The sequence below is a fragment of the Corynebacterium stationis genome, assembly GCF_001941345.1.
Taxonomy (GTDB): domain Bacteria; phylum Actinomycetota; class Actinomycetes; order Mycobacteriales; family Mycobacteriaceae; genus Corynebacterium; species Corynebacterium stationis.
Map to the genome: position 1 here is coordinate 2,430,580 of NZ_CP009251.1, position 26,396 is coordinate 2,456,975.

A 26,396-nucleotide genomic window follows, 5' to 3' on the forward strand; every position below is an offset into this window, starting at 1 on the left:
ATGTCGCTGAAAGACAAACTGGCGCGGTTCGGTGCGGAACTTCAAGAGTATTATTCCGCGCCTTACCGGGCAGCGTTTGCAAAAGCGCAGCAGCAAGAAGATGACCTTTTTATGCTGCTAGTAATGTCCGAGGCTCTCGGTATTCCGAACCCCGCTAGTTTCTATACCCTCGAGCTTCTTCCCGTCATTTATGAGGATTTCCACGCCTGGCACCGCCGGATGGGGATGGCTAACTCACCGTTGGAGAATATTCAGTGCTGTTAAATATTCCTACCACCCCCGTGATGTTCTTTGGTGGTAAAGGTGGGGTGGGTAAAACAACCATCGCTAATGCAACCGCACTGAAGCTTTCGGCTCATGCTTCCACGTTGGTGGTTTCAACGGACCCCGCGCACAACGTTGGCCACCTGTGGAATATGCAGGTAGGAGATACTCCAACCACGGTGCGCCCAGGCATTGATGTGTTGGAGCTCGACCCCGCACGTGCTACGAACGAGCATCTCAAACAAGCTGGCGACACGATGCGCCGGATGATGCCGGAGCATTTGCACAAAGAAGTTAGCAAGCACCTCAACTTAGCCAAGCATTCGCCGGGCACGCATGAGGCCGCACTCTTGGAGCGCATCGCCATCTTGTTGGAAGAATACGGCGAAAGTTATGACCACATCATCTTTGATACGGCGCCTTCAGGCCATACCGCACGCTTGATGGCCTTGCCGGAGCTCATGTCCGCGTGGACTGATGGGTTGTTGGAACGCCGCGCGAAATCAGAGAAGTTCTCCGAGCTGGTGCGCGGGATGTCACCGACGGGTAAGGACACTACGGTGACCACGGCTATCGATCCAGTCGACCGCCGCAACCAAGAGTTGCGTTCCATTTTGCTCAAGCGCCGTCACCGGTTTGAACGTCTTCGCGCAGTGCTTAACGATGCCACCGCGTGCACCTTCAACATTGTCCTCACCGCGGAGCGTCTGCCGGTGTTAGAAACAGATGAATTCCACGCCGAGCTCACCGCCAATGGCGTGCACGTCGGCGCGCTTATTGTTAACCGCCGCTCACCTGCGGACCAGGGCGAATTCTTAGCTTCCCGCCGCCACTACGAGGACGAGGCCTTGGCCGAATTACACCGGCGCCTGCCGAATCTCCCTGTCGTCGAAGTTCCACTGCGCGCTCACGATGTTGGTTCACCGCAGGCGCTAGAAGATATCGCTGCTTACCTTTAGAACGATCCCGCTGCGTTGTCAGCGCCCTCAGCATGCGCTTCGATATTGCGGAAGCCAATGCCCAAAGGCAGGCCAACATTATCAGTTAGGCGCACGCCCCCGATATTCGCTGCAACAAGCAGGCGGGCATCGCCAATTTCGGGGGCGGGGCCAAGGTCTAAGCCGCGCAGTTCAACATACTCAGGCTCAATGCCGGCGGCGTCTAATACGGTATTGACTACTTCCAAGACCTGTTCTGCACCAGCTTCGGCAGCGTGCGCGCCGGCGGTCAGCGCGGCGGACAAGGTGCTGGCTTTATCACGCGCAGATTCTTCGACGTCCAGGTTGCGCAAAGACAGCGCTAGGCCATCGGGCATGCGCACGGTAGGAACACCTTGCAGACGCACCTGAATGTGGAAGTCACGAATCGCCTGGTTGAGTGCGATAAGCAGTTCATAATCTTTTTCGCCGACCACGACATCGCTGGGGGCAAGGGCGCCGATTAAGGCGAGATTGCGGGTGAGGGCATCGGAAAGCTCATCGGCAGGCTCTAGCGCCTCTTGCTTCGCGGTAAGGTGCAAATGCTGACCCTTGGGCCATAGCTTGTCATCCGTGTACTGCCAGATGACATCCACGGACTCCGTGCGCAACGCGTTGAGATCGTCTTCGTCTTCGGAGGCAATCGCCACAACCACGACGGCGCCGCGGATGGCTTTGGCTGCGCGCACCAAAGCGATATGGCCAGCATGCACCCCGCGGCCAAGCGGCACCAGCACAACGGGTGCTCCGGTCTTTTTGAAGGCCGAGCCCACCTTAGAAATCATATCGAGCTCGGTTACTACCGTTGCTTGCCCGCGACCAATGCTCATCGAAGCTCCTCCTGCAATCCCCACATCTCTAATTCCATATTGTGTTCCAATTCGCCTACTCGGCGTGCCGCTTCGACAAAAGCTTTTCTAAACCCTGGGTCCGTAATTGACTGGAACGCCGCATAAATATCGCTGATTTCAAAGCGCGGCGCTAAGAATTCGCCTAGTTCTTGCTCTGAAGGCACAGCCTGTTCATCGAGCAGTTCTTTCAAATCCCGATGGGCTGCGCGCGCTAATTGGCGCACCATCTGCGCGTAGGCAATCTTTGGCGCAAGTTCAACTCGCTCAGCATCCGTCTTCGGCATACTGACTTGGGCTGATTCAAAAAGCAGCACTTCTGCAATTCCCTGCGCGAGCTCGTCACTGGTAGTCACCACCCACCTATCAGCGCCGACATGGGCTATCGCCATGGCTAATGCGCCGTGCACTTCAACCGGATCGAGGACTTGCACGCCCAAGCCGATACTGGTGTGGATGACAATTTGTCCGCGGCGAATGTGCGGTTCGAGCGCTTCAACAATGCCTTCTATCTGCGCTTGGGACGTAGCAATGACAAGGGCTTCACAATCTACTGCCGCAGCAGGCGATGAAAGCTCAACAATGTCATGGCCTTGGGCTTCGAGCAGTGCTCGAAATCGGTTTTCGCGGCCAAACCAACCGACAACCATGCGTGGTGCTGGCATTGAACCTTAAGAATCCTTCTGACGCTTTTTCGCCGCCGCAAGCAACTCAGCAACGGAAACGGTGCCTTCGCGGTGAGCATCGCTGCGACGACGTCCGCGACGTGGCTCGTCTTCTTCTGCTACCTCGGCGGTCTCTGCCTTCTCTGTGTGCTTCGCGCCCGTCTTAGCGGCATCATCGCCGCCCGTGTCCCAACGAACTGCCTGGAACGAACCAGTGTTAAATTCCTTGGGCTTATCGCTGGAAGCTTCCTTGGTCTTTGCCGCAGGCTTTTCTTCTGCTGGCTTCGCCGGCTTAGAGTCAGCCTTCGCAGAAGCAGCGCTTGTCGATGCCATCTTTGCTTCTGTCTTGCCACCTGCGCCAGCCGCGCTGCTCTTGTCAGCCTTCTTCGGCGTCTCATTGGTGGATTCGCTATTCATCTCATTGATGAATTCCGCCAGTGGATTGTCATTGCGGGAATAAGTCGGAGTATTACCGATTCGCCCCGCAATCGCATCAGCCGAAGGCTTGCCGCCGGAAGGCTGCGTAAATTCCACGACTGGAGCCTCTGGCTCAGCATCTACATCTGCGCCATAGCTGGAGGTATAGCTAGAATTATTCGACTCTGCAGCTTTTGCGCGCGCTTCAATTTCCATGATGCGACGTGCCTCTGCCTGCAAAGCAGCTGGTACATAGGTAAATTCGCGGCCCGAGAGTTCCTCGAGTTGCTCACGAATAGATGCCAGCTCGGCTCGAATTTCAGCCAGCACATCCATGTCCACGTGTGGAGAGTTTTCTAAACGCTCCAGCGCCTGGTTGGTCTCCGCTTCGGCGCGCAGCTTATCTAGTTCCGCGTAGTAGAGATCCTCGCGAACATACATTTCTTCTTCGCGGTCACGGACTTGGTTGCGGTAGCGCGTAACTAAAAAGATTCCGCCAACGGCTGCCCACAAGGCTGCGAGCAAAGCGATCTTTAGCGCAGCCGTGGAACTGGCAATCAGCATCACAATGGAGGCGATAACAGCGAGCGCCACCAAGACAATTACTACAATCGACCCATTGTCCAGGTTCAACTTCTTCCCGGCCGAAGAACCGGTTGAGTGATCATCGCGAAAATCGTCGTTAGAGTACGAATCGACATCGTGGCCAGCAAACTCATCAGATGAGCGATCAGAGCTGCCTGAGTCTTTAAAGCGTTCCGAGTCGATTGTCTTCTCTTCGTCGTTGGCGGTCATGTGTCTACTCTATCGCGTGTGCACCATCAGTTGGAGGTGGCACCTCACAGTGTCGCTCCAAGATTAACCCAGCAATTGCCATCGCCACGCCACCAAGAACGGAGCTTACGACCCCAGTTATATCGTCTTGAGCTGCGGCAATCTGCCCCGCCATGGGGACGACATACAGTGCGATACCAAGGTAGGCGGCACCGACGATGGTGCCTGTCCAGGCCGAAGCTTTTCCGACCACCATAAAGCGCGCGATGGTCATAGGATTCATCTGACTACGGTCTAGACCAATGCCATGGGCGTCCTCGCCTTTAGCTTGGTGTACCTTCCAGGCCAGGCCAGCGCATAGAATTGCCATGGCCCACAAGGTGATTGACACTGTGGTGGGAATGGCCATCATGGAGCCATAAAACCCACGGGTGAGAATAAACACCGCCAGGGTGATAAAGACAGCAACGCCTACAAGGACGGCAATTGATGTCCTTTTCACAGCTTCTCGATTCGACCCAATACTTTAATGCCGGCAATATCTTCCTGCGGGATATTGCCAATGATTCCGGCGACTGGTTTACCACCCAAGGTAGCGTGTACATCCGCTGCAAGCCATGGAATGAGAACAAAGCCACGCTCAGCGGCATGCGGGTGCGGCACAGTCAGCTCTTGCGTATCAGAGCTAAACCCTTCGATTTCTACGATATCGACATCGAGCGTGCGCGGTCCCCAGTGACGCTCCCGCACACGGTCGGCCGCCTTTTCTAAGGCCTGCCCGCGGTGCAGAAGCTCCAACGGGGTTTGGTCGACCTCAACGATGATGATCGCATTGTAAAACTCGTCTTGGTCAGTATCTCCCCACGGCGGAGTCGAGTACACCGATGACGATGCAACAATTTCATCCTGAAATTCAGCAAAGACTGACTTGAGGTGTTCCACGCGGTCTTGCATATTAGACCCGATTGATAATACTGCGCGCATGATTTATCGCCGTCCTGTCTTCCGGGAGCGGCGCGCCACTACGGACACGTCGCGGAAGGTGCGCTCAATCGGTGCATCCGGTTTGTGCACGGTAACTTCTACGGCGAATAATAGCGGGTCACTAGCCATGATCTTGTCAGCGATTTCAATCGCAACCGTTTCAATCAAATCGCGCGCAGGACCTTCGACGATATCGGCTGCGATATCAGCCAAGTCGGCATAGCTGACGGTTTTTTCTAGATCGTCAGTAGCCGCGGCTTCCTTGAAATCCAGCCAACAGGTGAGATCCACGATGAACTTTTGACCTTGCTGCTTTTCGTGGTCAAAAACGCCGTGGTAGCCGAAGCATTCCAGGCCTTTTAATTCAATACGGTCAGCCATTTAGCTCTTTCCTCCTGAGACGTAATTTGCCCCTGCTGCCCATGCCGCAGCAACATCCACTGCGTCACGGGAGACGGGTACATCGTGAACGCGCACGGCCCATGCACCAAGCTGCGCTGATAATGCGGTCACCGCAGCAGTTGCAGGATCCGCGAGGTGCGGGCCGTGTTCTGCACCGCGGTCTTCGCGAATCGCAGATAAAAATCGCTTACGCGATGCACCCACCAAGATGGGATAGTCACCGGCAATAAATTCTGGCAATGATTTCAGCAGCGCCCAGTTATCCTGCGGGGTCTTGGCAAATCCCAAACCTGGATCCAAGGAAATAAGTTCTGGTCCCACGCCTGCTTTGAGGGCGTTATCCGTCAGCCGTGCCAAGGTTTCATGCACGTCTTTGACGACATCGCCATTGTGGTCAGCAGAACCTGCTGCATCACCAAAGCGCACGGTGCGCCAGTGCATCAAGCACACCGGCACCTGGGCCTGTGCCATGACTTTGTACATATTGTCATCAGCAAGCCCACCGGAGACATCGTTAAGCAGCACTGCGCCTGCCTCCACCGCAGCTTCGGCCACGCTAGCGCGCATCGTATCGACAGAGACCATGATGCCTTCTTGCGCCAACGCCTCCACGACGGGTGTCACGCGCTCTCGCTCAACATCTGCCTCCACGCGGGTGGCACCTGGACGAGTAGATTCGCCGCCGACATCAATCATGTCCGCGCCTTGTGCAACTAGCTCGCGGCCATGTGCAATAGCTTTGTCGATATTTATCCACTTGCCGCCATCAGAAAAAGAATCTTCCGTGACATTGACAATGCCCATCACCAAGGTGCGCTTGCCTGCGGCATCGGGACAAATTTCTGAAACCTGCATGTTTAAAGCTTTCTTTGCGGTAGGGACACGTGCCAGAAAACCTCCGGCGTATAAGGGCTTAGCTGCGAATTAAGCTTAAGACTTCTGCACGTGATGCAGCATTCGACTTAAAACCACCGCGTACTGCCGAGGTCGTCGTAACAGAGCCTGGCTTCTTCACTCCACGCATGCCCATGCACAGGTGCTCGCACTCAATGACCACGATGACTGACTGCGCCTGCAGCGATTCCGTAAGAGCATCAGCAATCTGACGCGTCAGACGCTCTTGGACCTGCGGACGCTTGGCAAAACCATCGGCCAAGCGCGCCAGCTTCGAAAGACCGGTGACGTGACCGTCCTTGCCCGGGATATAACCAATGTGGGCAACGCCGTAAAACGGCACCAGGTGGTGTTCACAGGTGGAGTAAATAGGAATATCACGAACCAGAACTAGTTCCTGGTGATCTTCATCGAAGGTCTTGTGCAACACTTCGGTGGGATCGACGTGCAAACCGGCAAAGACTTCCGCATATGAGCGCGCAACTCGGGCGGGGGTTTCTAAAAGTCCCTCGCGGTCAGGGTCTTCACCAACTGCAATCAGCAGTTCGCGAATTGCTGCTTCAGCACGCTCCTGGTCAAAAGGCCCACGGGCTGGAATCAAGCTTTCACTCATAATGTCGGATTTCCTTGTGTTTAAAAACTTTTCTTGGTGCTTCCCACGCTAATGCTTGGGCAGCACACGGCTAAATTCCCCTAGTAATTATCTTCACCTGGGTGGCGGTCTTTGCCTTGCTCCGGTTGCTTCGCCTCTGGCTTGTTGGCCCCAGGCCGGTTAGCCTCAGGCTGTGGTGCATAAGGGTTACGGGAGGCATCGCGGTTGTTAAAACCTGGAGACTGCCAGCCCTCGTCATCGCTCATCGGCGGCTTATGGTGGCGGCCAATTGGAATCTCTGTGGTGTCATCTTCGCTTGGACGACGCTCAGATTTCTTCTCAGCTTCCGCAGGCTTCTCTTCTACCGACGGGCGCTCAGCAGGCTTGCGCTCAGCAGGCTTGTCCTCTGCCTTCTGCTTCGGGGCTTCTGGTTTCGGGTCTTCAGACTTCGAGTCCTTCGGCTCAGACATAGCAAAGGAAGGCTTCGGGGCGGTTTCGGCGTGGTCCTTTGGTTCCGACATCGCAAACGATGGCTTCTGAGGTTTTGCTGGCTTAAAGCCTTCTTCGGTCCAGTCACCGGCGTGCTGGCCAAAGCTAAAGCCAATCTCTGGCTCATTGGCGGACTTTTCCTGCGAATCCTTGTCAGCATCGGATTCATTGCCGGAGTTTTCTGCAGCTTCTTCCAGCGCGAGGCGGCGCTCACGCGCCTGGCGGGATGCATCCAGCAAGGTAAAGCGGCGAGGTGGCTCTTCGCCGCGTTCTATTGCAAGCTCCACGGGGGTTTTCACTGGTTCGCGGCCTGCTTGGGCTGGGAAGCGCACGCTTTCCCCAGGGAAGACCTCATGCGATTCGCGTGGCTCGATGCCATCGAAAAGTGCCTCCAGGTCAGGACGACGCAGGGTTTCCTTTTCCAGCAGGGCTTCTGCCAGGGAATCCAGGTAGTCACGGTGCTCGGCCAAAATGTCATAGGCCTGCTGGTGCGCAGAGTCCAGAAGATAGGAGATCTGACCATCAATCTTCGCCGCAACAGCATCGGAGTATTCCAGCACTCCGCCGCCGCCCATGTAGGACATGGGGTCGCCTTGTTCTTGACCGTATTTCACGGTGCCCAATTCGGGGCTAAAGCCGTATTCGGTAATCATGGCGCGAGCAATCTTGGTAGCTTGCTCAATATCAGAAGATGCACCCGTAGTTGGTGTGCCAAAGACGAGCTCTTCGGCGGCGCGACCACCCATGGCGAAGATAAGACGCGCGAAAAGTTCATCGCGGGTGTACATGCCCTTGTCGTCTTCTTGCGCGGTCATGGCATGACCACCAGTGCGACCACGGGCCAAGATGGTCACCTTGTAGACGCGCTCAATATCCTTCAGTGCCCACGCAGACAGGGTATGTCCGCCCTCGTGGTAGGCAGTGATCTTCTTTTCTTGCTCAGAAATCACCTTGGATTGACGGCGTGGTCCACCCACGACGCGGTCGGTGGCTTCTTCCAGGGCGTCAGCGGTAATGACATTGCCGCCAATACGCGCGGTCAACAGCGCTGCCTCGTTCAATACGTTTGCAAGGTCAGCACCGGACATACCGGCGGTACGCTTGGCCAGCTGAGTGACGTCAACGTCTTTCGCCAAAGGCTTGTTCTTTGAGTGCACGCGCAGAATCTGCTCACGGCCTGCCAAATCAGGCGGCGTGACAGGAATCTGCCGGTCGAAACGGCCTGGGCGCAACAGCGCAGGGTCCAAAATATCAGGGCGGTTCGTCGCAGCGATCAGGATAACACCTTCGCGATCGCCGAAGCCGTCCATCTCTACCAGCAGCTGGTTGAGGGTCTGCTCACGCTCATCGTGTCCACCACCGGTGCCGGATCCACGCTGGCGACCAACCGCGTCGATCTCGTCCACGAAGATAATACAAGGGCTATTTTCCTTAGCCTGCTTAAACAGGTCACGCACGCGCGATGCACCAACACCGACGAACATTTCTACGAAGTCCGAGCCGGAGATGGAGTAGAAAGGAACGCCTGCCTCGCCCGCAACCGCGCGAGCCAGCAAAGTCTTACCTGTACCCGGAGGGCCATAGAGCAGCACGCCGCGTGGAATCTTTGCGCCGAGTTCGTGATAGCGCGTTGGGTCTTCAAGGAAGTCCTTGATTTCTTGCAGTTCATCAACTGCTTCATCAGCGCCGGCAACATCCTCAAAGGTGTTGGTCGGCATGTCTTTGGTCAGTTCCTTGGCCTTGGAACCGCCGATGCCGAACATTCCGCCGGCACCGGATTGCATGCGCGACATGAACCAGAACAGTACTGCGAACAGGATCAACATCGGCAGCAAGAACGAGAACATCGACATGAAGATCGAGTCTTGCGTGACGTTGGTCTGGTAATTTTCGGCACCAGAATTGCGCACGGAGTCAAAGATTTCTGGCGAGGTCCGCGCTGGATACTTCGCGATGACTTCTTCGACGCCTTCTTGCTCTTCGACCGTGATCGGCTCGCGCAAGGTCAGGCGAAGTTGTTGTTCGCGGTCGTCGATTTGAGCTTCCTCAACGTTTTGGTTGTTGAGCTGCTCAATAGCGATTGAGGTATCCACCCGCATGAAAGAGCGGGTGTCGTCAGAGAAGAAGGTGAAGATGTACAGCGCTACAAGTACTACTGCAGCGATGCCACCGTATTTAATCCAAGAAGAGTTTTTCATCAAGCGTTACAGTTTAGTGGTTGGAGTAAACGTCTGGGTGCAAAGTGCCGATGTATGGCAGGTCGCGGTAGCGCTCTGCATAATCCAGGCCGTAGCCGATGGCGAATTCATTAGGGATGTCAAAGCCCACGTCATAAAGGTCAATCTTGGCGGTGACTACTTCTGGCTTACGCAGCAAAGTAATAACTTCCAAAGACTTCGGGTGACGGCCCTTGAGGTTGCGCAGCAACCAGGACAGGGTCAGGCCGGAGTCGATGATGTCTTCCACGATGAGCACATCGCGGTTTTCAATCTCGCGGTCTAGGTCCTTCAAAATGCGTACGACGCCAGACGATGAGGTGGAGTTTCCGTAAGAGGAAACAGCCATGAATTCAATCTGGGAAGGGATAGACAGTGCTCGCGCAAAGTCGGTAAGGAAGTAAACCGCGCCCTTGAGTACGCAGATGAGCAGCAGGTCCTCTTCTGTGTCTGCGTAGTCTTTGGAGACTTTGTCCGCGAGTTCCTGGATCCTTGCTTGGAGGTTCTCCTCGCTAATCAGGACTGCTTCAACGTCGTTGCCATAACGGTGTGGTGGGACGTTAAAGTCTTTGGATTCTACTAGCGCAGTTTCATTGTGAGCCATGGTCGCCCTTTCTAATGAGCCGGTTTTAGGACCTTTAAGGTGGCTTAGGGTGCGTTAGAACGCAATAGTCTCAGTTTGCCACCATCTCGCACGACTTCCAACCTACTATCCGGGTTTTTCGCGTGCGCATCACCCACGGCTACACCGCCTTGTCCGCTCCAGGCGCTGCATAAAGCGTCAATTGCTGCGAGCCCGGCGCGCGAAACGAAGATATCTTTGGCAACTAACCAGCGAGCAATTATTCGCTTTCTTACAGGTTGGGCAAGGGCGCTCAGGTTGTTGCAGTCCAGCTCTTCGCTCTTTTCGATGCTTTTTCCACCACCCTTCTCATATTCTGAAATCACGGTGGCAAAGAAATCCTCATCGGCGGCGATATCATCTCCTGCTGCGGCCAAAGGTGCGATGGCGTCTCCGCCGATGATCTCTGAGAGCATTGGCAGAATCTGCTTGCGCATGGCCACGCGACGAAATTCTTCGCGCTCATTGTGCGGATCCTGCCAAGCTTCCACTTCCAGTTCAGCACATGCGCCTTGGGTATTGGCCCGACGAATCTGTAGCAGCGGGCGCACAATACGCGCGCCTTCAATCTCGGTTTCATAAGACATGGAGTTGGCATGCCCGCGTAGCGCGCTCAAAAGCAGCGTCTCAGCTTGATCTTCAGCGGTGTGCGCCACCATCACAGCGGGGGGATTCGCTAAACGCTCATCCCCAGTGGACCGATCAGACCGCACGGCGTTTGAGGATTCCGAAAACGCCGCGTAGCGAACCCGGCGCGCTTCGGCTTCCATGCCATCGGCAGCATCAGGTGCAACGTGCACTGGAATCACTTGTGCCTCGGCACCCCAGCGTCGCGCCTGGGCGGCAGCGGTTTCTGCGACCTCACGTGATCCTTCCTGCAGTCCATGATCGATGCACAGCGCAAGAACTCTCGTCTCTCTTTCACGGGTTTCAGCGCATAAGGCTGCACACAGCGCTAAAGAATCTGCGCCGCCGGATAGCCCGACGCACACGACCTCGGGGTATGCCAAGTCATCAAGGCTGCGCCGGACTGCGACGCGCACTTGCAGAAAGTGCGGGGATTTCCGGGGCCAAAAAGGTGCGCTAGACACGTTCTTAGTACTCCCGCAGCACACTCGCCATGGCGTCTTGAGCCTGACGAGCACCTAAGATATCGCCATCATTAACTAAGAAGGTAAAGGCATACACGGTGCCGGATTCGCCCAAGGCGGTTCCACTTAGTGCTGATACGCCCGTCAAAGTGCCAGTCTTTGCGCGCACAAAGCCCTTGCCCGATAGGTCTGCGTAGCGGTCAGTCAAAGTGCCTTCACCGCCTGCCACGGGAAGATATCCCAGTACTTCTCGCAGCGGTTCATTCGCGGCAGCATCAGCAATGATGCGCGTAAGCAAGTCCGCGGTGATGCGGTTATCTTTCGACAGCCCCGAATTGTCCATAATCGTGATGCCCTCAGTATTGAAGGAGGCATCCGAAAGAGTCTTTAAGGTTGCTTTGGTAGCACCCTCAAAGCTCGGCTCAGCACCAGCGGCTCGAGCAAGCTCACGAGCGATAGCTTCAGCCATGACATTGTCAGAGTGCTTCATCATTTGTTCAGCACGAATGCCAAAAGGTTCGGATTCCACGGCAGCAATAGGTTCAGCACCTTCGGGAACTTCGCCCGTGCCGACATTGGGGGCATCGATACGCTCAGCGAGCGCGCTGGCCACATCCACAGCTGGAGTGTGTGAGCGCGGCACATCACCTTCCGTATCGCCTAAACGACCGCCGTACAACATCGCTGGCTGCATAGGTGCAACGAAGCCGCCATCCACATTGCTCGGATCCCAGCCAGGTGCCTGGTCATCGCCGGACCAAATGCTGGTGTCAATCAAGACAGTATCTATACCGTCTGCGCCTGCACCGCTGGATTGAATTTCTTCGGCCAGCTCATCCATTTGCTCAGCAGTCATCCACACATCACCGGCGGCCTTAATAACCACCGTATTACTGCCCGGGGTGTGCAGGACTTCGGTTTTCAGCTTCTCGTTGTCATCGATAAGCAATGCGGCAGCTGCCGCGGTTAAGACCTTGGTCGACGATGCCGGAATCAACGCCTCTTGTGAATCATGCTCCCACAGCACTTCCCCCGTTGAGGTGTTGATGACTTGTGCGCCCAAGGTCGGCAGCGCTGGGCTTTGTGCCATCTCATCTAAACGCGCGGGCATATCCGCGGTGTCCACCGCTTGTCGCTGTTGCGGCTGCACCAACTGACTTACCTCGGGCGACTGCGGAGCCTGGCCATGATCCAGCTCGCTGTACTCCTGATGCACAGCAACTCCCAGCGCCGCGGTCGAACCGACAGCTGCGGCGGTGATAATTGTTACTGCAATCCAGGCGACGTGTTTAGCTTTCATCGCCCTTTAGCCTAGCGCGCGGCAACTTACAGGGCGGCAAAAGGTAGACTATGGCAAGTACTGTCTCCTCCCACGGTAGAGCAACTACCACCACTGGTAGCCGCCGTCGGGAATTTACAACGTATACAAGGAAAGGACGCGTCAATCGTGAGCGTTGAAGTAACCATTGAAATCCCAAAGGGTTCGCGTAATAAGTACGAGATCGATCATGAAACCGGCAAGGTCTACCTGGACCGTTACCTGTTTACCCCAATGGCTTACCCAGCAGACTATGGCTTCATTGACCACACCTTGGGCGAAGACGGCGACCCACTAGACGCACTGGTTCTGCTGCCAGAGTCTGTCTTCCCAGGTGTAGTTGTGAAGGCTCGCATCCTCGGCGTCTTCAAGATGACCGATGAAGCTGGCGGAGACGACAAGTTGCTGTGCGTTGTCGACGACCCACGTTCCGAGCGCTACCAGGACATCGGCGATGTTGAGCAGCACATCAAGGATGAAATCGAGCACTTCTTCACCCGCTACAAGGACCTCGAGCCAAACAAGGAAGTAACCGGTTCCGGCTGGGGCGACAAGGCTGAAGCAGAAGAAATCCACAAGGAAGCCATCGAGCGCTTCGGTAACTAGTCGCAAACATCTACAAAGTAAGTACTTACTTTGCACCCGGGTAGCACGACCGCTTATTTAACGGTTGAATTGCTACCCGGGTCTTGCGATCTCTGGGCAAAACAAACGTAAGATGGTGGACATGTATGAGGTATCACCAAAAGATGTTCCCGCCAACGCACAGCTAATCGATGTCCGCGAGGACGACGAATACGCAATCGACCGCGCCCAGGGCGTCATCCACATTCCCATGGGAGATATCCCCGAGCGCTACAAGGAAATTGACCCGGACAAAGATATCTACGTCATCTGCAAAGCAGGTGGGCGTTCCATGCAGGTCTGTGGCTACCTCGAAAATGCTTTGGGTTGGGACAATGTCATCAACGTCGCCGGCGGCACCGATGCATGGCGCGATCAGGGCTTACCGATGGAAACGCCCAGCTAAGCACCTAAAACAATTAGTGGACAACCACAATCATTTAGACAACGAATGGTAGGGGCGCTACTATCGTCTTATGAGTTCCACTAATTCCCACGCAGTGCCAACTTCACTGCTGCAATCCCCATCTTTTCAATTAGAACGCCTGCGCCGCCGCACCCGCGATTGCGTCGACGCTGCCCTTGCTGCGCATAAGACCACCATCCGTGAGTTCTGGGTTCTAACCTGCTTGGTGGAAGAAGACGCTGCCTCCCAGTCGTTTCTTTCTGAAACGCTAGCTATCGATGCCTCCGATATGGTGCGTTTGATTGACGCACTGGAAAAGCGTGGCTGGGCCAAGCGTGAGCGCGACCCGAAAGACCGCCGCCGTCAGATTGTGGCTTCCACAAAGAAGGGCACCAAGACCCAAGGAGAGCTCGCCGAGCTGGTTGTTGCTGCTGAGGATGAGGCTTTGAATGATTCCACCTCGAAGCAGCTGAAGCATTTGCGTAAACTGGCGCAGGTCATTATTGATGCCGACTCAGAAGATGAGGGCCAATAAGAAATGAGCGACCCCCTGGCCACTATTCCGGACCAGTACCTCCTACAAGACAAAGCTCCCGCCCCTCGAACCCTCTGGGATGTAGTGCGCGCTTCTGCTGCGCAGTATCCCGAAGCCGCCGCCATCGATGACGGCGAAATTTTGACCTATGCCGAGCTCATCCAAGATGTGGAAGCCTGGGCAGCTGATTTACGCCAGCATGGAGTAATGCGCGGTGACCACATCGGCATCCGCATGAGCTCTGGCCAGCGCGATCTCTACCTTGCGATTTTGGCAACCCTTGCCGCAGGTGCTGCCTACGTGCCTGTCGATGCCGACGATCCCGATGAGCGTGCCGAGATGGTCTTCGGTGAAGCAGGGATCAACGGCATTTTCACCGACGAGGGCTTTCGCAAGCTCAACCCTTCCACCGGCGTTGACCAAGATGAACCGCATCTAGAAGATACCGCGTGGATCATTTTCACCTCCGGCTCCACGGGCAAGCCCAAAGGCGTTGCGGTTACTCACCGCTCCGCTGCTGCCTTTGTTGATGCCGAGGCAGCCTTATTTTTGCAGGATAATCCCCTCGGACCTGAAGACCGCGTGCTTGCGGGATTGTCTGTGGCTTTCGATGCCTCCTGTGAGGAAATGTGGCTGGCCTGGGGCCACGGAGCGTGCTTGGTTCCTGCCCCACGCGCTTTGGTGCGCTCGGGCATGGATCTTGGCCCGTGGCTGATTCGCCGAGACATCACTGTGGTCTCCACCGTCCCAACCTTGGCAGGCTTGTGGCCAGCAGAAGCTTTGGATAATGTCCGCCTGCTTATCGTCGGCGGCGAGGCGTGTTCTCAAGAACTCGTCAACCGCTTAGCTACCTCGGACCGGGAAATGTGGAACACCTACGGTCCGACCGAAGCAACGGTTGTCGCCTCAGCAGCCATGCTGCAACCCGGCCACCCTGTATCCATTGGCCTGCCGCTTAATGGTTGGGACCTTGTTGTCATCGATAGTGAGGAGAACCCTGTTCGCCCTGGCGAAGTCGGCGAACTCGTCATCGGCGGCGTGGGTCTTGCCCGCTACCTCGATGCCGAAAAGGACGCGGAAAAATATGCACCGCTGCCTTCTGTCGGGTGGGAGCGTGCCTACCGCACCGGCGACCATGTGCGCTTGGAAGAAGATGGTCTGTACTTTGTCGGGCGTGTCGATGAACAGGTCAAAATCGGTGGCCGCCGCATTGAGCTCGGTGAGGTCGAAGCCAACGTCGCTGCCTTGCCGAACGTCTACAACTCCGCTGTCGCGGTCAACAAGACTGCCGCTGGGGAATCGGTGCTTGTCGGCTATGTCTCTTTGGAAGACCCCGAGGCAGGCTTTGACCACCGGGCAGCCAAAGAACGCCTGGCTGAAACCATGCCTGCTGCATTGGTTCCACGCATTTGCGTGATGGATGAGCTCCCGATTCGTACCTCCGGCAAGGTTGATAAAAAAGCTCTGCCGTGGCCACTACCTGGTGTTGGTATCGAAGCAGTAGGTCTCAGTGAGACTGAAGAATGGCTTGCCCAACTCTTTGTTGATGTTTTGGGAGTCTCCGTTGAAGACGAAGATGCCGATTTCTTCACCCTCGGCGGTACTTCACTAGCGGCCGCGACTTTAGTGGGTCGCATCCGTGAGCGCTTTCCTACCGTTGCGGTGCGTGATCTTTACGATCATCCACGCCTTGGCTCATTGGCAGAAATCATTGATGCCACAGCACCGTCGGCACAAAATGTGAAAGAGCGCCACGTAAAACCCGTCGGCGCCGGCACACGTTTGCTGCAGTTTTTATGGCAGCTGCCGACGATGACTTTGACTGCAACCAATTGGTTAGCCTGGCTGCTCTTCGGTTCTAATATTGCCGCTGCGCTCGGCGTGGATTTTGCCCCGCATACTTCCTGGCCGCTGGTTATCGTATTCCTCCTTGTCTTTGCATCCCCCTTGGGTCGCATTCCAATCGGAGCGTTCGGCGCACGGTTACTTACCGCTGGGATTACGCCTGGCAATTATCCACGCGGCGGCTCCGTGCACATGCGTATCTGGGCGGCAGAACGCTGGAGCGATGCCTCGGGCGCCCGCGCTATTGCGGGTGCCACCTGGGTTTTAACCTATGCACGCCTATTAGGCGTAAAAGTTGGCAAATCCGTTGACTTACACTCACTCCCACCGGTCACAGGCCTATTGACTTTGGGCGAGCACTGCGCAATCGAACCGGAAGTCGACTTAGCTGGCTACTGGCTTGACGGCGATATCTTGCGCGTCGGTGCCATTGAGGTTCGAGCCGGCGCGCGCATTGGTGCGCGCTCGCACTTGATGCCGGGCACAGTCATCGGCGAGGAAGCCCACATCGAAGCTGGCTCTACCGTCACTGGTGAGAAGAAAGTCAAAGCGCACGCACGCTGGTCGGGCTCTCCTGCGAAGAAGGTGGGCCGTTCTAAGCACCGCTTCCCGGACCACGCACCTGCCCGTCGCACTTGGTGGGTACCTATTTACGGTGCAACCTCTATGCTGCTCGCGGCTCAGCCTTTGGTAGCGATTGCACTCGCAGCTTTTGTCATCATCTCTTTAGTTCAGCTCACCGATGGCAATGGGTTTGTCGGCGCGGTGCTCTTTGCCCCTGTCGGCGCGCTTGCGGCCTTCGCCTTCTACATGGTGCAGACCTGGCTCGGCGTGCGCATTTTATCGATCGGGCTGCAGCCGGGAGTCTTTCCGGTTCGTTCTGCGCGTGGTTGGAGAATTTGGGCCATCGAAAAGCTGATGGACGATGCCCGCACCTACCTCTTCCCACTCTATGCCGGTCAACTCACCCCGCTGTGGCTGCGTTCTTTGGGCGCGACAATTGGCAAGGATGTAGAAATTTCCACTGCCGTGATGGTTCCGAAATTCACCGAAGTTAAAGACGGCGCTTTCCTTGCCGATGACACGCTTATCGGCGGCTATGAACTCGGCGGCGGCTGGATGTCCTCCGGACTTACCAAAGTGGGCAAGCGTTCCTTCGTTGGTAACTCTGGCATTACGGCACCAGGGCGCAAGCTGGCAAAGAACTCCCTGGTGGCAGTTCTGTCTTCGACACCAAAGAAGACTAAGTCAGGTGCGAACTGGTGGGGATCCCCACCAGAGCGTATGCGCCGTGTGGAAGCATCGGTAGGCGAAGGCGAGTCTTTGACCTACAACCCGCCACTGCGTGCAAAGGTCGCTCGCGGTGTGGTGGAAACTCTGCGCCTATTGGCTTCTGCTGCCTCTGCCATGCTACTTGCCGCGGTGCTGAGCACCATGGTCATCTTGCTCAATTCCGTTGGTTTTGGCCTGACCTGGCTGCTTTCTGGTCTGGTGCTTATTGCCGCTGGCATCATCGCCGTGACGGTAACAATCGTGGTCAAGTGGGTTTGCGTGGGTAAGCATAAGGCAGCGGACCACCCATTGTGGTCGGCATTCGTATGGCTTAATGAACTCCAAGATGCCTTTGTGGAAACCGTCGCCGCACCGTGGTTTTTCAACCACTCCATGGGTACTGCAGAACTTAATACTTCCCTGCGATTACTCGGCGTTAAGATCGGCCGCGGCGCCTGGATTGAGTCTTATTGGTTCCCCGAAACGGACCTGTGTCACATTGGTGCCGGTGCCACGGTGGGACCGGGCACGGTCGTGCAAACGCACCTTTTCCAGGACCGCGTGATGAGCTTGGACACCGTCACCGTTGATGACGGAGCTACCTTGGCCGCGCACTCGGTCGCACTGCCAGCAGCTCGTATTCATGCCGGCGCGACGGTTGCTCCTGGCTCTTTGGTAATGCGCGGGGACCAAGTTCCGGGTCACACCACCTGGCAAGGTAATCCGATTGAACCCGTGAATTAATCGGGTAGAGCTCGACAGTGTGGCGTTTTCGTTTCGGCAAAAATGTCGTTCACCCCCACGTGGCCTGCATATTTACCGGCTCAGATCGCGAACTTTCACAGATTCCTAGATTCCCCAGGGGCGCGCCTTTACAGTAATCCACATCACCTTCTGGTGGATGAGAGGAGCAGTATGGCGAAACAACTTCTGCCTTGCAAGGGCGTCACAGCTTTACCAAATCCCGTACCTATTACTGCCGGAGTGCTCGCAGCTCTCGGCAGCGGGCAAGGCCATGTACGCAAATCTTCAGTTGGAAAAGGATAAATCATGGATATCTCTGCAAAGACCGCACTAGTAACCGGTGGCGCTTCCGGGCTCGGGCTTGCCACCACAACCATGCTGGCACTTGCGGGCGCCCGTGTTGTGGTAATCGACCTGCCGAGCGCCGATCAAAGCCTTCTCAATGACATTGAAGGAGATGTTGTCTTCGCGCCTGCCGATGTCACCAGCGAGGACGAGGTGCAGCGCGCTGTTGATATCGCGAATGAAAACCACGACCTGGCTATCGTAGTCAACTGCGCTGGAATGCTTAATGGATTTAAGACTGCGGGTTCTAAAGGCCCATTTCCCTTCGAAGATTTCACCAAGGTCGTCGACGTAAATCTGAATGGCACTTTTAATGTTATCCGCTTGAGTGCCCAAGCAATGCTGGATAATCCTGCCGATGGCGAAGAACGCGGCGTGATTGTTAACACGGCATCGGTCGCAGCATTCGACGGTCAAATGGGGCAAGCTGCTTACGCTGCCTCAAAGGCTGGCATTGCTGGATTGACTCTGCCTGTTGCGCGTGACCTTGCGCGTTCGCTCATTCGGGTTGTTGCCATCGCACCCGGCACTTTTGAAACGCCCATGGTGGCGACTATGTCCGACGAGGTTAAAGACTCTTTAGGTAAGCAAGTTCCGCACCCTGCACGTTTGGGAAAGCCCACTGAATACGCTCAGTTGGTGGAATCCATCATCCGCAATCCGATGCTCAACGGGGAAACCATTCGCCTAGACGGCGCCATCCGCATGGGAATGCGTTAGCACAAGTACGTCAAAGTTCTCCTTCCTGCCCACCAAATAAGTTCACAGTCAGACCTGCATACTTTTGGTAATTCGGCTCTCCATTTGGATGCCGTGCATTCGTCACAGACAATAGGACTGATGATTACTTCCAGATAAATTGCAGTCTGGGTGACGTGAGTGAGCGTAGAAGGGACAAATAGATGACCGGCAATCTTCACGATGGCCTCCCTAATAAAGAAGGCAACGTACCACCGCCTTCTGCCCCTCCTGCTCCCACCGCTGACGTGCCTTCAGCTCCGTCTGCTCCCACCACTCCAACTACATCTGCCGCATCGGCCGTACCTGCCGCGCCCGCACCTCCAAGCAATACGGCACCTACTGTGCCCAGCGCACCGAGTGCGCCTCAAGCACCAGCTGCTCCGACACCGTCGACACCACCGGAAGCTCCGTCGGCGCACGCCTCCGCTGTACCTGCCGCACCAAATGTACCTGCTGCTCCGACGGCCCCCAATGCTCCAGCTGCACCACAAGCACCGGCAACACCTGCTGCGCCGGCTGCGCCCGCACCTCCAACTAGTACGGACACACCTGTGCCCGGCGCACCGAGTGCGCCCCAAGCACCAGCTGCTCCGACGCCACCGGCAGCGCCTGCATCCGCGGCACCGGGGGCTCCCGCTGCCCCGAGCGTTCCCGGCTCACCGTCCGCCCCTGCGGCACCGAGTAGCCCCAACGCACCTTCCACTCCGGCTGCCTCACAAGCAAGTGCGCCTTCCAAGCCAGCGGCTCCAGCAACGCAAAAGCCAGCAGCAACGAAGTCGACTGCAAAGCCCGCCGAGGCAAAGAAGGCCGCTGACAAGAGTTATGGTCGCTTCACGCTAAAACAATGGATCGGCGGAGGAATCCTCGTGATCATCGGCCTGGCAGTTCTTCTTGCATTAGCAGTTTTCGGGGCAAGGTATTTCTTCACGACAGAGATGGGTACAGATTTCCTTAACCGCTACTCCGGACACACGGCGCTGCCTGATGATGCGCCAGTCGGCATCCCTGCTTGGATGAGCTGGCAGCACTTCTTCAACTTCTTCTTCATCGTGCTGATTATTCGCAGTGGTCTGCAGATCCGGTACGAGCGCAAACCAAGCGCTTATGTCACACCGAAGCTGTCGAAGAAGAAAATCAGCTTGACCATGTGGTTCCACCTCTCGCTGGATATCCTTTGGGTTGTCAACGGTCTAATTTTCATCATTCTGCTGTTTGTTACTGGTCACTGGATGCGTGTTGTTCCAACCAGTTGGGATGTGTTTCCGAACGCCCTATCGGCCGGTCTGCAGTATCTGACCTTAGATTGGCCAACTGAAAATGGCTGGGTCAATTACAACGCGCTTCAGTTGCTGTCGTACTTTGTCACGATTTTTATCGCTGCTCCCCTGGCTATCATCTCTGGTTTCCGACTCAGCAGCTTCTGGTCAAAGAAGTGGACAAAGGCATCCCAGTTCTACCCAGCTCCGGTGGCACGCAAGATTCACCTACCGGTGATGCTCTACTTCGTCATCTTTATCGTGATTCACGTAGTCCTTGTCATTAGCACCGGAATGCTACGAAACCTCAACTCAATGTTTGCAGCACAAGGCGATGTCGACCCAACCGTTTATGCGAACAACTGGACAGGGTTCTTTATCTTCTTGGGTGCATTGGTTGTCATTGCCGCAGCATGGATTGCCGCGCGGCCAATGGTGCTGGCACCAGTTGCGCGACTGTTTGGCAAGGTGACAGCCCGCTAGTTTCCCCAAGTTCTAAAAAGTGATGGTCGCTGCGAAGATTCGCAGCGACCATCACTTTTCTTTGACTGACACTAAGCCCGTATTAATCACCAATCTGGTTACGGCCACGCTTGACGATATTCTCGTCAGGCTCCCCCACGACCGCATGGTCTTTATTGGTGTATTCAAACTTGCTTAAGACATAGCGCATCGCATTAATACGAGCGCGTTTCTTGTCATTCGACTTGATCGTAATCCACGGAGACTCATCCGTATCCGTGTAACGGAATTGCTCCTCTTTGGCGCGGGTGTAGTCATCCCACTTATCCAAAGATGCCAAGTCCATAGGAGATAGCTTCCATTGACGCACCGGGTCAATCTGGCGGATAGCGAAGCGCGTGCGCTGTTCTTTACGAGTGACAGAGAACCACAGCTTTGTCAGGGAGATTCCAGATCCTAAGAGCATATTTTCTAGCATCGGTACTTCACGCAAGAATTCCGCGTGCTGTGACTCGGTGCAAAAGCCCATGACACGCTCAACGCCAGAGCGGTTGTACCAAGAGCGGTCGAAGAATACGATTTCTCCGCCGGCTGGCAAGTGCTTAATGTAGCGCTGGAAGTACCACGACGTAGATTCGCGCGGCGATGGCTTTTCTAAGGCCACCGTGCGCGCACCACGCGGATTAAGGTGCTCATTAAAGCGCTTGATAGTTCCGCCCTTACCGGCGGCGTCACGGCCTTCAAACAAGATGATGTGGCGCTGTCCTGTCTCCTTGGTCCAGTTCTGCCACTTCAACAGCTCAATTTGAAGAGCACGTTTAGTAACTTCGTACTCCTCACGCGACATGCGCTCTTCATAAGGGTAGTTCTCACGCCAGGTTTGCACGGCGGAGCCATCCGGCATGATCAGGTTCGGATCATCCTCGTCCGAGTCGTCAACTACATAACCGTCTGTCTTTGCCAGATCGATTACTGGTAATTTATCATCTTTAATATCAGCCATGCTGCTAGTTTAATCGCTAAAAGTACTTCCGGCGCGGTGAGCTATCTATTTTTATCGCTAAGTTTGATCAACAAAGCCCCCGCTCAAAAGCAGGGGCTTCGGGTTAGCTACTACAAAGTCAGTAGCTACAGGCTACTACTAGGAAACCAAGCCGATGAGCTTAGCAGCGGCGCTAGCCCACGCGCCAGCTGGTTCCAAGATTGCGATGAGGGAACCGATTACGCCGTCAGAGGACAGGGTGTCCCAAGTTTGAAGAAATTCCATTGTTGTACTCCTTTAAGGGTGTAGTGCGCTAAGTTTCATACCATGCGCTGAGAAAGAACAAAATCATTTGTGCCTGAGCGGCAACTGAATTACTCGGAGTCCTTGGAGGAACCAAGCAAGCTAGAGGTAAGTTCTAGGTCGCTGTCGATAGTGTGGGTTACAGCGTCCTCGCCCTCACCAACCGTGTAGCCGTCACCCAACCAGCCAAATACGAGCTGAAGAATCTCAGCAGGCTTTTGCAGGAAGTCACCGATAGCGCCTGCGAAGGTAGCGAAGGTTTCGAGCTGTTCCTTGACGAAAGACAGATCCATGTGTGTCTCCTATGTGAAGTCCGGACTCTTGCCCGGAGGTGTTTGCGGATTTGCAGACACCCTATCGGGCGTCACTCCATGTATCTTGTCACAATTGGGTCACTTTTCAAGGGCAAAACAGAAAAAAGTTTTTAACAAAAATAACCCGGGACACTAAAGGCAGCCTTACCTTCCTTCGGAAGCTTAACTGACAGTAATTACTGGGCATAAAGTTGAGATCCTGAACTGCGGTTTTAATATGGTGTTTACGTGGAGTTTCGCAGAATTTACCAAGGTAAATAATGGTTTACGCTTAAACTATTGACAGACGGCCGTTAAGTGCCGGAAATTTTGGTCAACAATTTTCAAGAATCAAGGCACCACTACCCAAATTCGGGGCTAGTTTAAGCCCACTTCAAATCTTCAACCCGCCAGAGGTAGCGAAAATTGATTGAAAGCTTATGGGAAACTTGGGGCTTGGAATAGGTTTGTATCTTTAATTGATACGCGACAGTTAGCTAGTTTTGGGGGCAAATCTACATTTCGTTACCAATTTGAGATGGTGACGATCCTGACACTGATGCCTGTGCCCTTTCTGCGCTTCAGTCGGCACGACAAAGCCCACCGCTCCCGAGAAGAGGAAACGGTGGGCTTTTAAACAAGCGCTAAAAGCGCTGTGCCGCGTTTATAGCGGGGATGGACTTAGAAGCCCATGCCGCCCATTGCGTCAGCGTCTGGCATAGCTGGAGCGTTCGGCTCTGGCTTGTCAGCAACGACTGCCTCAGTGGTGAGGAACAGTGCAGCAATCGAGGTAGCGTTCTGCAGAGCAGAGCGGGTGACCTTAACTGGGTCGTTGATGCCAGCTTCCATCAGGTCAACGTACTCACCGGTCTGAGCGTTCAGGCCCTGGCCGTCAGGCAGGGACGCAACCTTGTCAGCAACAACGCCTGGCTCGAGACCAGCGTTGAAAGCAATCTGCTTCAGTGGAGCGGACAGTGCGGAGCGAACGATGTTCGCACCGGTTGCCTCATCACCGGTCAGCTCGAGGGAGTCCAGAGCAGCAGCAGCCTGCAGCAGCGCTACGCCACCGCCAGCAACGATGCCCTCTTCAACAGCAGCCTTTGCGTTGCGGACTGCGTCCTCAATGCGGTGCTTGCGCTCCTTGAGTTCAACCTCAGTTGCAGCGCCAACCTTCAGGACTGCGACACCGCCGGAGAGCTTAGCCAAGCGCTCCTGCAGCTTCTCACGGTCGTAATCGGAATCGGAGTTGTCGATCTCAGCGCGGATTTGCTTGATGCGGCCATCGATCTGCTCCTGGGAGCCAGCACCCTGAACGATAGTGGTTTCATCCTTGGTGACAACAACCTTGCGTGCCTGACCCAGCAATGGCAGGTCAGCGGTCTCTAGGGACAGGCCAACCTCTTCAGAGATGACCTGGCCGCCGGTCAAGATAGCCATATCCTGCAGGGTTGCCTTGCGGCGGTCGCCGAAGCCAGGTGCCTTAACAGCAACGGACTTGAAGGTGCCGCGGATCTTGTTAACAACTAGGGTGGACAGTGCTTCGCCCTCGACATCTTCAGCGATGATCAAAAGTGGCTTGCCGGACTGCATGACCTTCTCCAAAAGTGGAACGAGGTCCTTGATGTTAGCGATCTTGGAGGAGACCAGCAGGATGTATGGGTCTTCGAGGACTGCTTCCTGACGCTCAACGTCAGTTGCGAAGTAGCCGGAGATGTAGCCCTTGTCGAAGCGCATACCCTCGGTAACCTCAAGGTCAACACCAAAGGTGTTGGACTCTTCAACGGTGATAACGGAGTCCTTGTTTACAGCGCCGTTACCGACGGTGTACATAGCTTCAGCGATCTTCTCGCCAATTGCTGGGTCCGCTGCGGAAATACCAGCGGTGGTAGCGATCTGCTCCTGGGTTTCAATTTCCTTAGCGGAAGCCAGAAGAGCTTCAACAACAGTCTTGGTTGCTGCTTCAATGCCGCGCTTGATGCCCATTGGGTTAGAGCCAGCAGCTACGTTGCGCAGACCTTCGCGAACCAGAGCCTGAGCCAGAACGGTTGCGGTGGTAGTGCCGTCGCCAGCGACGTCATCGGTCTTCTTCGCAACTTCCTTAACCAGCTCAGCGCCGATCTTTTCGTATGGATCCTCGAGCTCAATTTCGCGAGCGATGGAAACACCGTCATTAGTAATGGTTGGAGCGCCCCAGCTCTTCTCCAAAACGACGTTGCGTCCCTTTGGTCCAAGTGTCACCTTTACTGCATCTGCCAGAGTGTTAAGACCACTCTCAAGACCACGACGTGCCTCTTCATCGAAGGCAATAATCTTTGCCATAGTGTTTTAATCTCCTAGATTGGGTTTCACTCAAGGTTTATGTTCCACGCAGGCGCCCGCGACGGCAGGATTGGTGAGTGCGTACCAACCTCAACCTGGTGTCAGCAACCATTCTGGCACTCAGCCCCCTCGAGTGCAAGAAAAAAGGTACTGGCGATCATAAATCTCCAGCTCACCAGCGTGGCTGCACATGTCATTATTTTCTCTCCTGGTTGGCAGCATCGGATCAGAAGCTCCCGACACAGTCAATTTCGTCGCATTCCCTGCCATTCTTGGTCGTTCCATGTAATGGAACAAGCCCGCGGTGTAAGTTGGGGAACATGACTGATATTAAGGAAATTATTCAAGGCGATCGCGAGAAAATCTTCGCCCAATTATCTGAACTTGTTAGTTTCAATTCGGTTCACACTTTTGCCGAACTCAAAGACCAGATGGACGGCGCGAAGACGTGGGTTTCCACGGCCCTGCAAGAAGCAGGTCTTGAGGTAGAAGAACACGTTACCGAAGATGGCTCCGTCACGCTTCTGGGCACCCGCGCCGGCAAGGAAGGCGCCAAGACTGTCCTTCTCTATTCGCACTATGACGTGGTTCCGGCAGGTGACCTCGATAAGTGGGAATCTGATCCGTTTACCCTCACTGAGCGCGATGGCCGTTGGTATGCCCGCGGTGCAGCAGACTGCAAGGGCAATGTGATTATGCACCTAGCCGCGTTGCGCGCGCTAAATGAAGCAGGCGGTTCAGACCTTAATATCAAGGTGCTTATTGAAGGCTCCGAAGAAATGGGCGGCGCTGGCCTATCCAAGTTGATTACACAAAGCCCAGAAGCATTTGCTGCCGATGCCATCTTGATTGCCGATTGTGGCAACTGGGCCGTGGGTGAGCCGACCTTGACGTCTTCTCTGCGTGGCTCGGCCCAGGTTCGCGTGCAGATGGATACGCTCTCGAGCCCCGCACACTCCGGCCAGTTCGGTGGTGCAGCACCAGATGCAGTTAAGGCGTTGATGCGCACGCTAGATTCGCTTTACGATGCCTCCGGTGCCACCGTTATCGACGGCACCGATTCCGCAGCTAAGTGGGAGGGTCGTCCTTACCCAGCTGAAGAATTCCGTAAAGATGCCCGTTTGCTGGAAGGCACAGAAATTGCCGGCGATGAAAACACCAATCCTGGCGACTTGGTCTGGGCGCGTCCTTCGGTCACCGTCACCGGTTTTACCTCCACACCTGTTGACCAAGCGGTCAATGCAGTGCCTGCAACAGCGGAAGCATTGCTCAATGTACGCGTGCCCGCAGCCTCCGACCCACAGGAAATTGCCGAAGCTGTTGTTGCACACCTAAAGGCACACACTCCTTTCGGCGCACACATCACCGCTGAGATTATCGAAGCTGCACGCGGCTTCGAAACTGACCTCACCAAGCCTGCGCTGAAGGTTCTCGAGCAGTGCCTGGCTGATTCTTATGGCAAAGAAACCACGACCACCGGCATGGGCGGTTCTATTCCGCTGACGGTCGAGCTCCAAGATGCACACCCGAATGCAGAGATTGCACTGTTCGGTGTCGAAGAGCCACTATGCGCTATCCACTCTCCTAATGAATCCGTCGATCCATCAGAGATTGAACATATCGCTATTGCCGAAGCACTATTTTTGCAGCGCTACCTGTAGTTACAGCAGCAATTACAGTACCTACGTATAAGGGTCTTTCTAGCTTGGCCACATT

The 26,396-nt window shown here is 55.3% G+C and carries 26 protein-coding genes; 9 read left to right on the forward strand and 17 right to left on the reverse strand.

The features are described from left to right. Together CSTAT_RS11325 and CSTAT_RS11330 are read left to right on the forward strand one after the other, a co-directional pair. The gene (locus tag CSTAT_RS11325) at positions 1-264 is read left to right on the forward strand and encodes a cory-CC-star protein (protein WP_066796396.1); all 264 of its coding nucleotides are present in this window, start codon (positions 1-3) and stop codon (positions 262-264) included. Further along, a complete protein-coding gene (locus CSTAT_RS11330) occupies positions 255-1,223 on the forward strand; it encodes an ArsA family ATPase (protein ID WP_211273010.1) in 969 nt (322 codons plus the stop codon). Before CSTAT_RS11325 ends, CSTAT_RS11330 begins: the two co-directional genes overlap by 10 nt. Here CSTAT_RS11330 and CSTAT_RS11335 read toward each other — a convergent pair. The 12 genes from CSTAT_RS11335 to dacB form a co-directional block, all read right to left on the reverse strand. Continuing rightward, positions 1,220-2,071: a pantoate--beta-alanine ligase gene (locus CSTAT_RS11335; RefSeq protein ID WP_075723543.1), complete on the reverse strand. Its 852-nt coding sequence runs from the start codon at positions 2,069-2,071 to the stop codon at positions 1,220-1,222. The two genes, CSTAT_RS11330 and CSTAT_RS11335, sit on opposite strands and share 4 nt — an antisense overlap. Continuing rightward, on the reverse strand, positions 2,068-2,754 hold the full coding sequence (locus tag CSTAT_RS11340; RefSeq protein WP_066796404.1) for a 6PGD fold domain-containing protein: 687 nt from the start codon (positions 2,752-2,754) through the stop codon (positions 2,068-2,070). Before CSTAT_RS11340 ends, CSTAT_RS11335 begins: the two co-directional genes overlap by 4 nt. Positions 2,755-2,760: 6 nt before the next feature. Continuing rightward, a complete protein-coding gene (locus CSTAT_RS11345; protein WP_075723544.1) occupies positions 2,761-3,966 on the reverse strand; it encodes a DUF6779 domain-containing protein in 1,206 nt (401 codons plus the stop codon). A 4-nt stretch (positions 3,967-3,970) separates the two neighbouring features. Beyond that, a complete protein-coding gene (locus CSTAT_RS11350; protein ID WP_075723545.1) occupies positions 3,971-4,447 on the reverse strand; it encodes a DUF3180 domain-containing protein in 477 nt (158 codons plus the stop codon). Further along, positions 4,444-4,929: a 2-amino-4-hydroxy-6-hydroxymethyldihydropteridine diphosphokinase gene (folK, locus tag CSTAT_RS11355; protein WP_066796410.1), complete on the reverse strand. Its 486-nt coding sequence runs from the start codon at positions 4,927-4,929 to the stop codon at positions 4,444-4,446. Before folK ends, CSTAT_RS11350 begins: the two co-directional genes overlap by 4 nt. Positions 4,930-4,932: 3 nt before the next feature. Then, entirely contained in the window at positions 4,933-5,310 is a 378-nt protein-coding gene (gene folB, locus CSTAT_RS11360; protein WP_075723546.1) for a dihydroneopterin aldolase, read from the reverse strand. Beyond that, positions 5,311-6,186 (reverse strand): dihydropteroate synthase, encoded by an 876-nt coding sequence (gene folP / locus CSTAT_RS11365; RefSeq protein WP_066796414.1) that lies wholly within the window; start codon positions 6,184-6,186, stop codon positions 5,311-5,313. It lies immediately after the preceding gene. 58 nt (positions 6,187-6,244) lie between these two features. Next, positions 6,245-6,838 carry a GTP cyclohydrolase I FolE gene (gene folE, locus CSTAT_RS11370; RefSeq protein WP_066796416.1) on the reverse strand — a complete coding sequence of 198 codons (594 nt, stop codon included), beginning with the start codon at positions 6,836-6,838 and terminating at the stop codon, positions 6,245-6,247. Between the two features lie 80 nt (positions 6,839-6,918). After that, on the reverse strand, positions 6,919-9,504 hold the full coding sequence (gene ftsH / locus CSTAT_RS11375) for an ATP-dependent zinc metalloprotease FtsH (RefSeq protein WP_075723547.1): 2,586 nt from the start codon (positions 9,502-9,504) through the stop codon (positions 6,919-6,921). A 13-nt stretch (positions 9,505-9,517) separates the two neighbouring features. Beyond that, positions 9,518-10,126, reverse strand: a complete 609-nt coding sequence (hpt, locus tag CSTAT_RS11380; protein ID WP_066838738.1) for a hypoxanthine phosphoribosyltransferase — start codon at positions 10,124-10,126, stop codon at positions 9,518-9,520. Between the two features lie 44 nt (positions 10,127-10,170). Continuing rightward, on the reverse strand, positions 10,171-11,235 hold the full coding sequence (gene tilS / locus CSTAT_RS11385) for a tRNA lysidine(34) synthetase TilS (protein ID WP_075723548.1): 1,065 nt from the start codon (positions 11,233-11,235) through the stop codon (positions 10,171-10,173). A 4-nt stretch (positions 11,236-11,239) separates the two neighbouring features. Next, entirely contained in the window at positions 11,240-12,535 is a 1,296-nt protein-coding gene (dacB, locus tag CSTAT_RS11390; RefSeq protein ID WP_075723549.1) for a D-alanyl-D-alanine carboxypeptidase/D-alanyl-D-alanine endopeptidase, read from the reverse strand. 147 nt (positions 12,536-12,682) lie between these two features. On the opposite strand from dacB, the gene CSTAT_RS11395 reads away from it, so the two are divergent. The 5 genes from CSTAT_RS11395 (at position 12,683) to CSTAT_RS11415 (ending at position 19,044) form a co-directional block, all read left to right on the forward strand. Further along, positions 12,683-13,159 carry an inorganic diphosphatase gene (locus CSTAT_RS11395; protein WP_066796430.1) on the forward strand — a complete coding sequence of 159 codons (477 nt, stop codon included), beginning with the start codon at positions 12,683-12,685 and terminating at the stop codon, positions 13,157-13,159. A gap of 121 nt (positions 13,160-13,280) precedes the next feature. Beyond that, positions 13,281-13,583 (forward strand): rhodanese-like domain-containing protein, encoded by a 303-nt coding sequence (locus CSTAT_RS11400; RefSeq protein WP_075723550.1) that lies wholly within the window; start codon positions 13,281-13,283, stop codon positions 13,581-13,583. Between the two features lie 70 nt (positions 13,584-13,653). Further along, positions 13,654-14,118: a MarR family winged helix-turn-helix transcriptional regulator gene (locus tag CSTAT_RS11405; RefSeq protein WP_075723551.1), complete on the forward strand. Its 465-nt coding sequence runs from the start codon at positions 13,654-13,656 to the stop codon at positions 14,116-14,118. Between the two features lie 3 nt (positions 14,119-14,121). Then, positions 14,122-17,979, forward strand: a complete 3,858-nt coding sequence (locus CSTAT_RS11410) for a Pls/PosA family non-ribosomal peptide synthetase (RefSeq protein ID WP_075723552.1) — start codon at positions 14,122-14,124, stop codon at positions 17,977-17,979. A gap of 306 nt (positions 17,980-18,285) precedes the next feature. Beyond that, entirely contained in the window at positions 18,286-19,044 is a 759-nt protein-coding gene (locus CSTAT_RS11415; protein WP_066796442.1) for an SDR family NAD(P)-dependent oxidoreductase, read from the forward strand. Positions 19,045-19,429: 385 nt separating this feature from the next. Here CSTAT_RS11415 and CSTAT_RS13345 read toward each other — a convergent pair whose 3' ends face one another. Next, positions 19,430-19,882, reverse strand: a complete 453-nt coding sequence (locus CSTAT_RS13345) for a hypothetical protein (RefSeq protein WP_083640851.1) — start codon at positions 19,880-19,882, stop codon at positions 19,430-19,432. Between the two features lie 49 nt (positions 19,883-19,931). On the opposite strand from CSTAT_RS13345, the gene CSTAT_RS13350 reads away from it, so the two are divergent. Beyond that, positions 19,932-20,804: a cytochrome b/b6 domain-containing protein gene (locus CSTAT_RS13350; RefSeq protein ID WP_228385265.1), complete on the forward strand. Its 873-nt coding sequence runs from the start codon at positions 19,932-19,934 to the stop codon at positions 20,802-20,804. A gap of 82 nt (positions 20,805-20,886) precedes the next feature. Here CSTAT_RS13350 and ppk2 read toward each other — a convergent pair whose 3' ends face one another. The 4 genes from ppk2 to groL all read right to left on the reverse strand — a co-directional run bounded on the left by ppk2 (position 20,887) and on the right by groL (position 24,680). Next, entirely contained in the window at positions 20,887-21,786 is a 900-nt protein-coding gene (ppk2, locus tag CSTAT_RS11425) for a polyphosphate kinase 2 (protein ID WP_075723554.1), read from the reverse strand. Between the two features lie 138 nt (positions 21,787-21,924). Further along, the gene (locus CSTAT_RS13680; RefSeq protein WP_211273011.1) at positions 21,925-22,050 is read right to left on the reverse strand and encodes a porin; all 126 of its coding nucleotides are present in this window, start codon (positions 22,048-22,050) and stop codon (positions 21,925-21,927) included. A gap of 89 nt (positions 22,051-22,139) precedes the next feature. Further along, positions 22,140-22,361 (reverse strand): PorH family porin, encoded by a 222-nt coding sequence (locus tag CSTAT_RS11430; RefSeq protein ID WP_075723555.1) that lies wholly within the window; start codon positions 22,359-22,361, stop codon positions 22,140-22,142. 681 nt (positions 22,362-23,042) lie between these two features. Further along, complete coding sequence (gene groL, locus CSTAT_RS11435; RefSeq protein ID WP_066838704.1) at positions 23,043-24,680, reverse strand: chaperonin GroEL; 1,638 nt, start codon at positions 24,678-24,680, stop codon at positions 23,043-23,045. Positions 24,681-25,000: 320 nt separating this feature from the next. Between groL and CSTAT_RS11440 the strand changes: the two genes are divergently transcribed. Next, entirely contained in the window at positions 25,001-26,341 is a 1,341-nt protein-coding gene (locus CSTAT_RS11440) for a dipeptidase (RefSeq protein WP_075723556.1), read from the forward strand. The last annotated feature ends 55 nt before the right edge of the window (positions 26,342-26,396 follow it).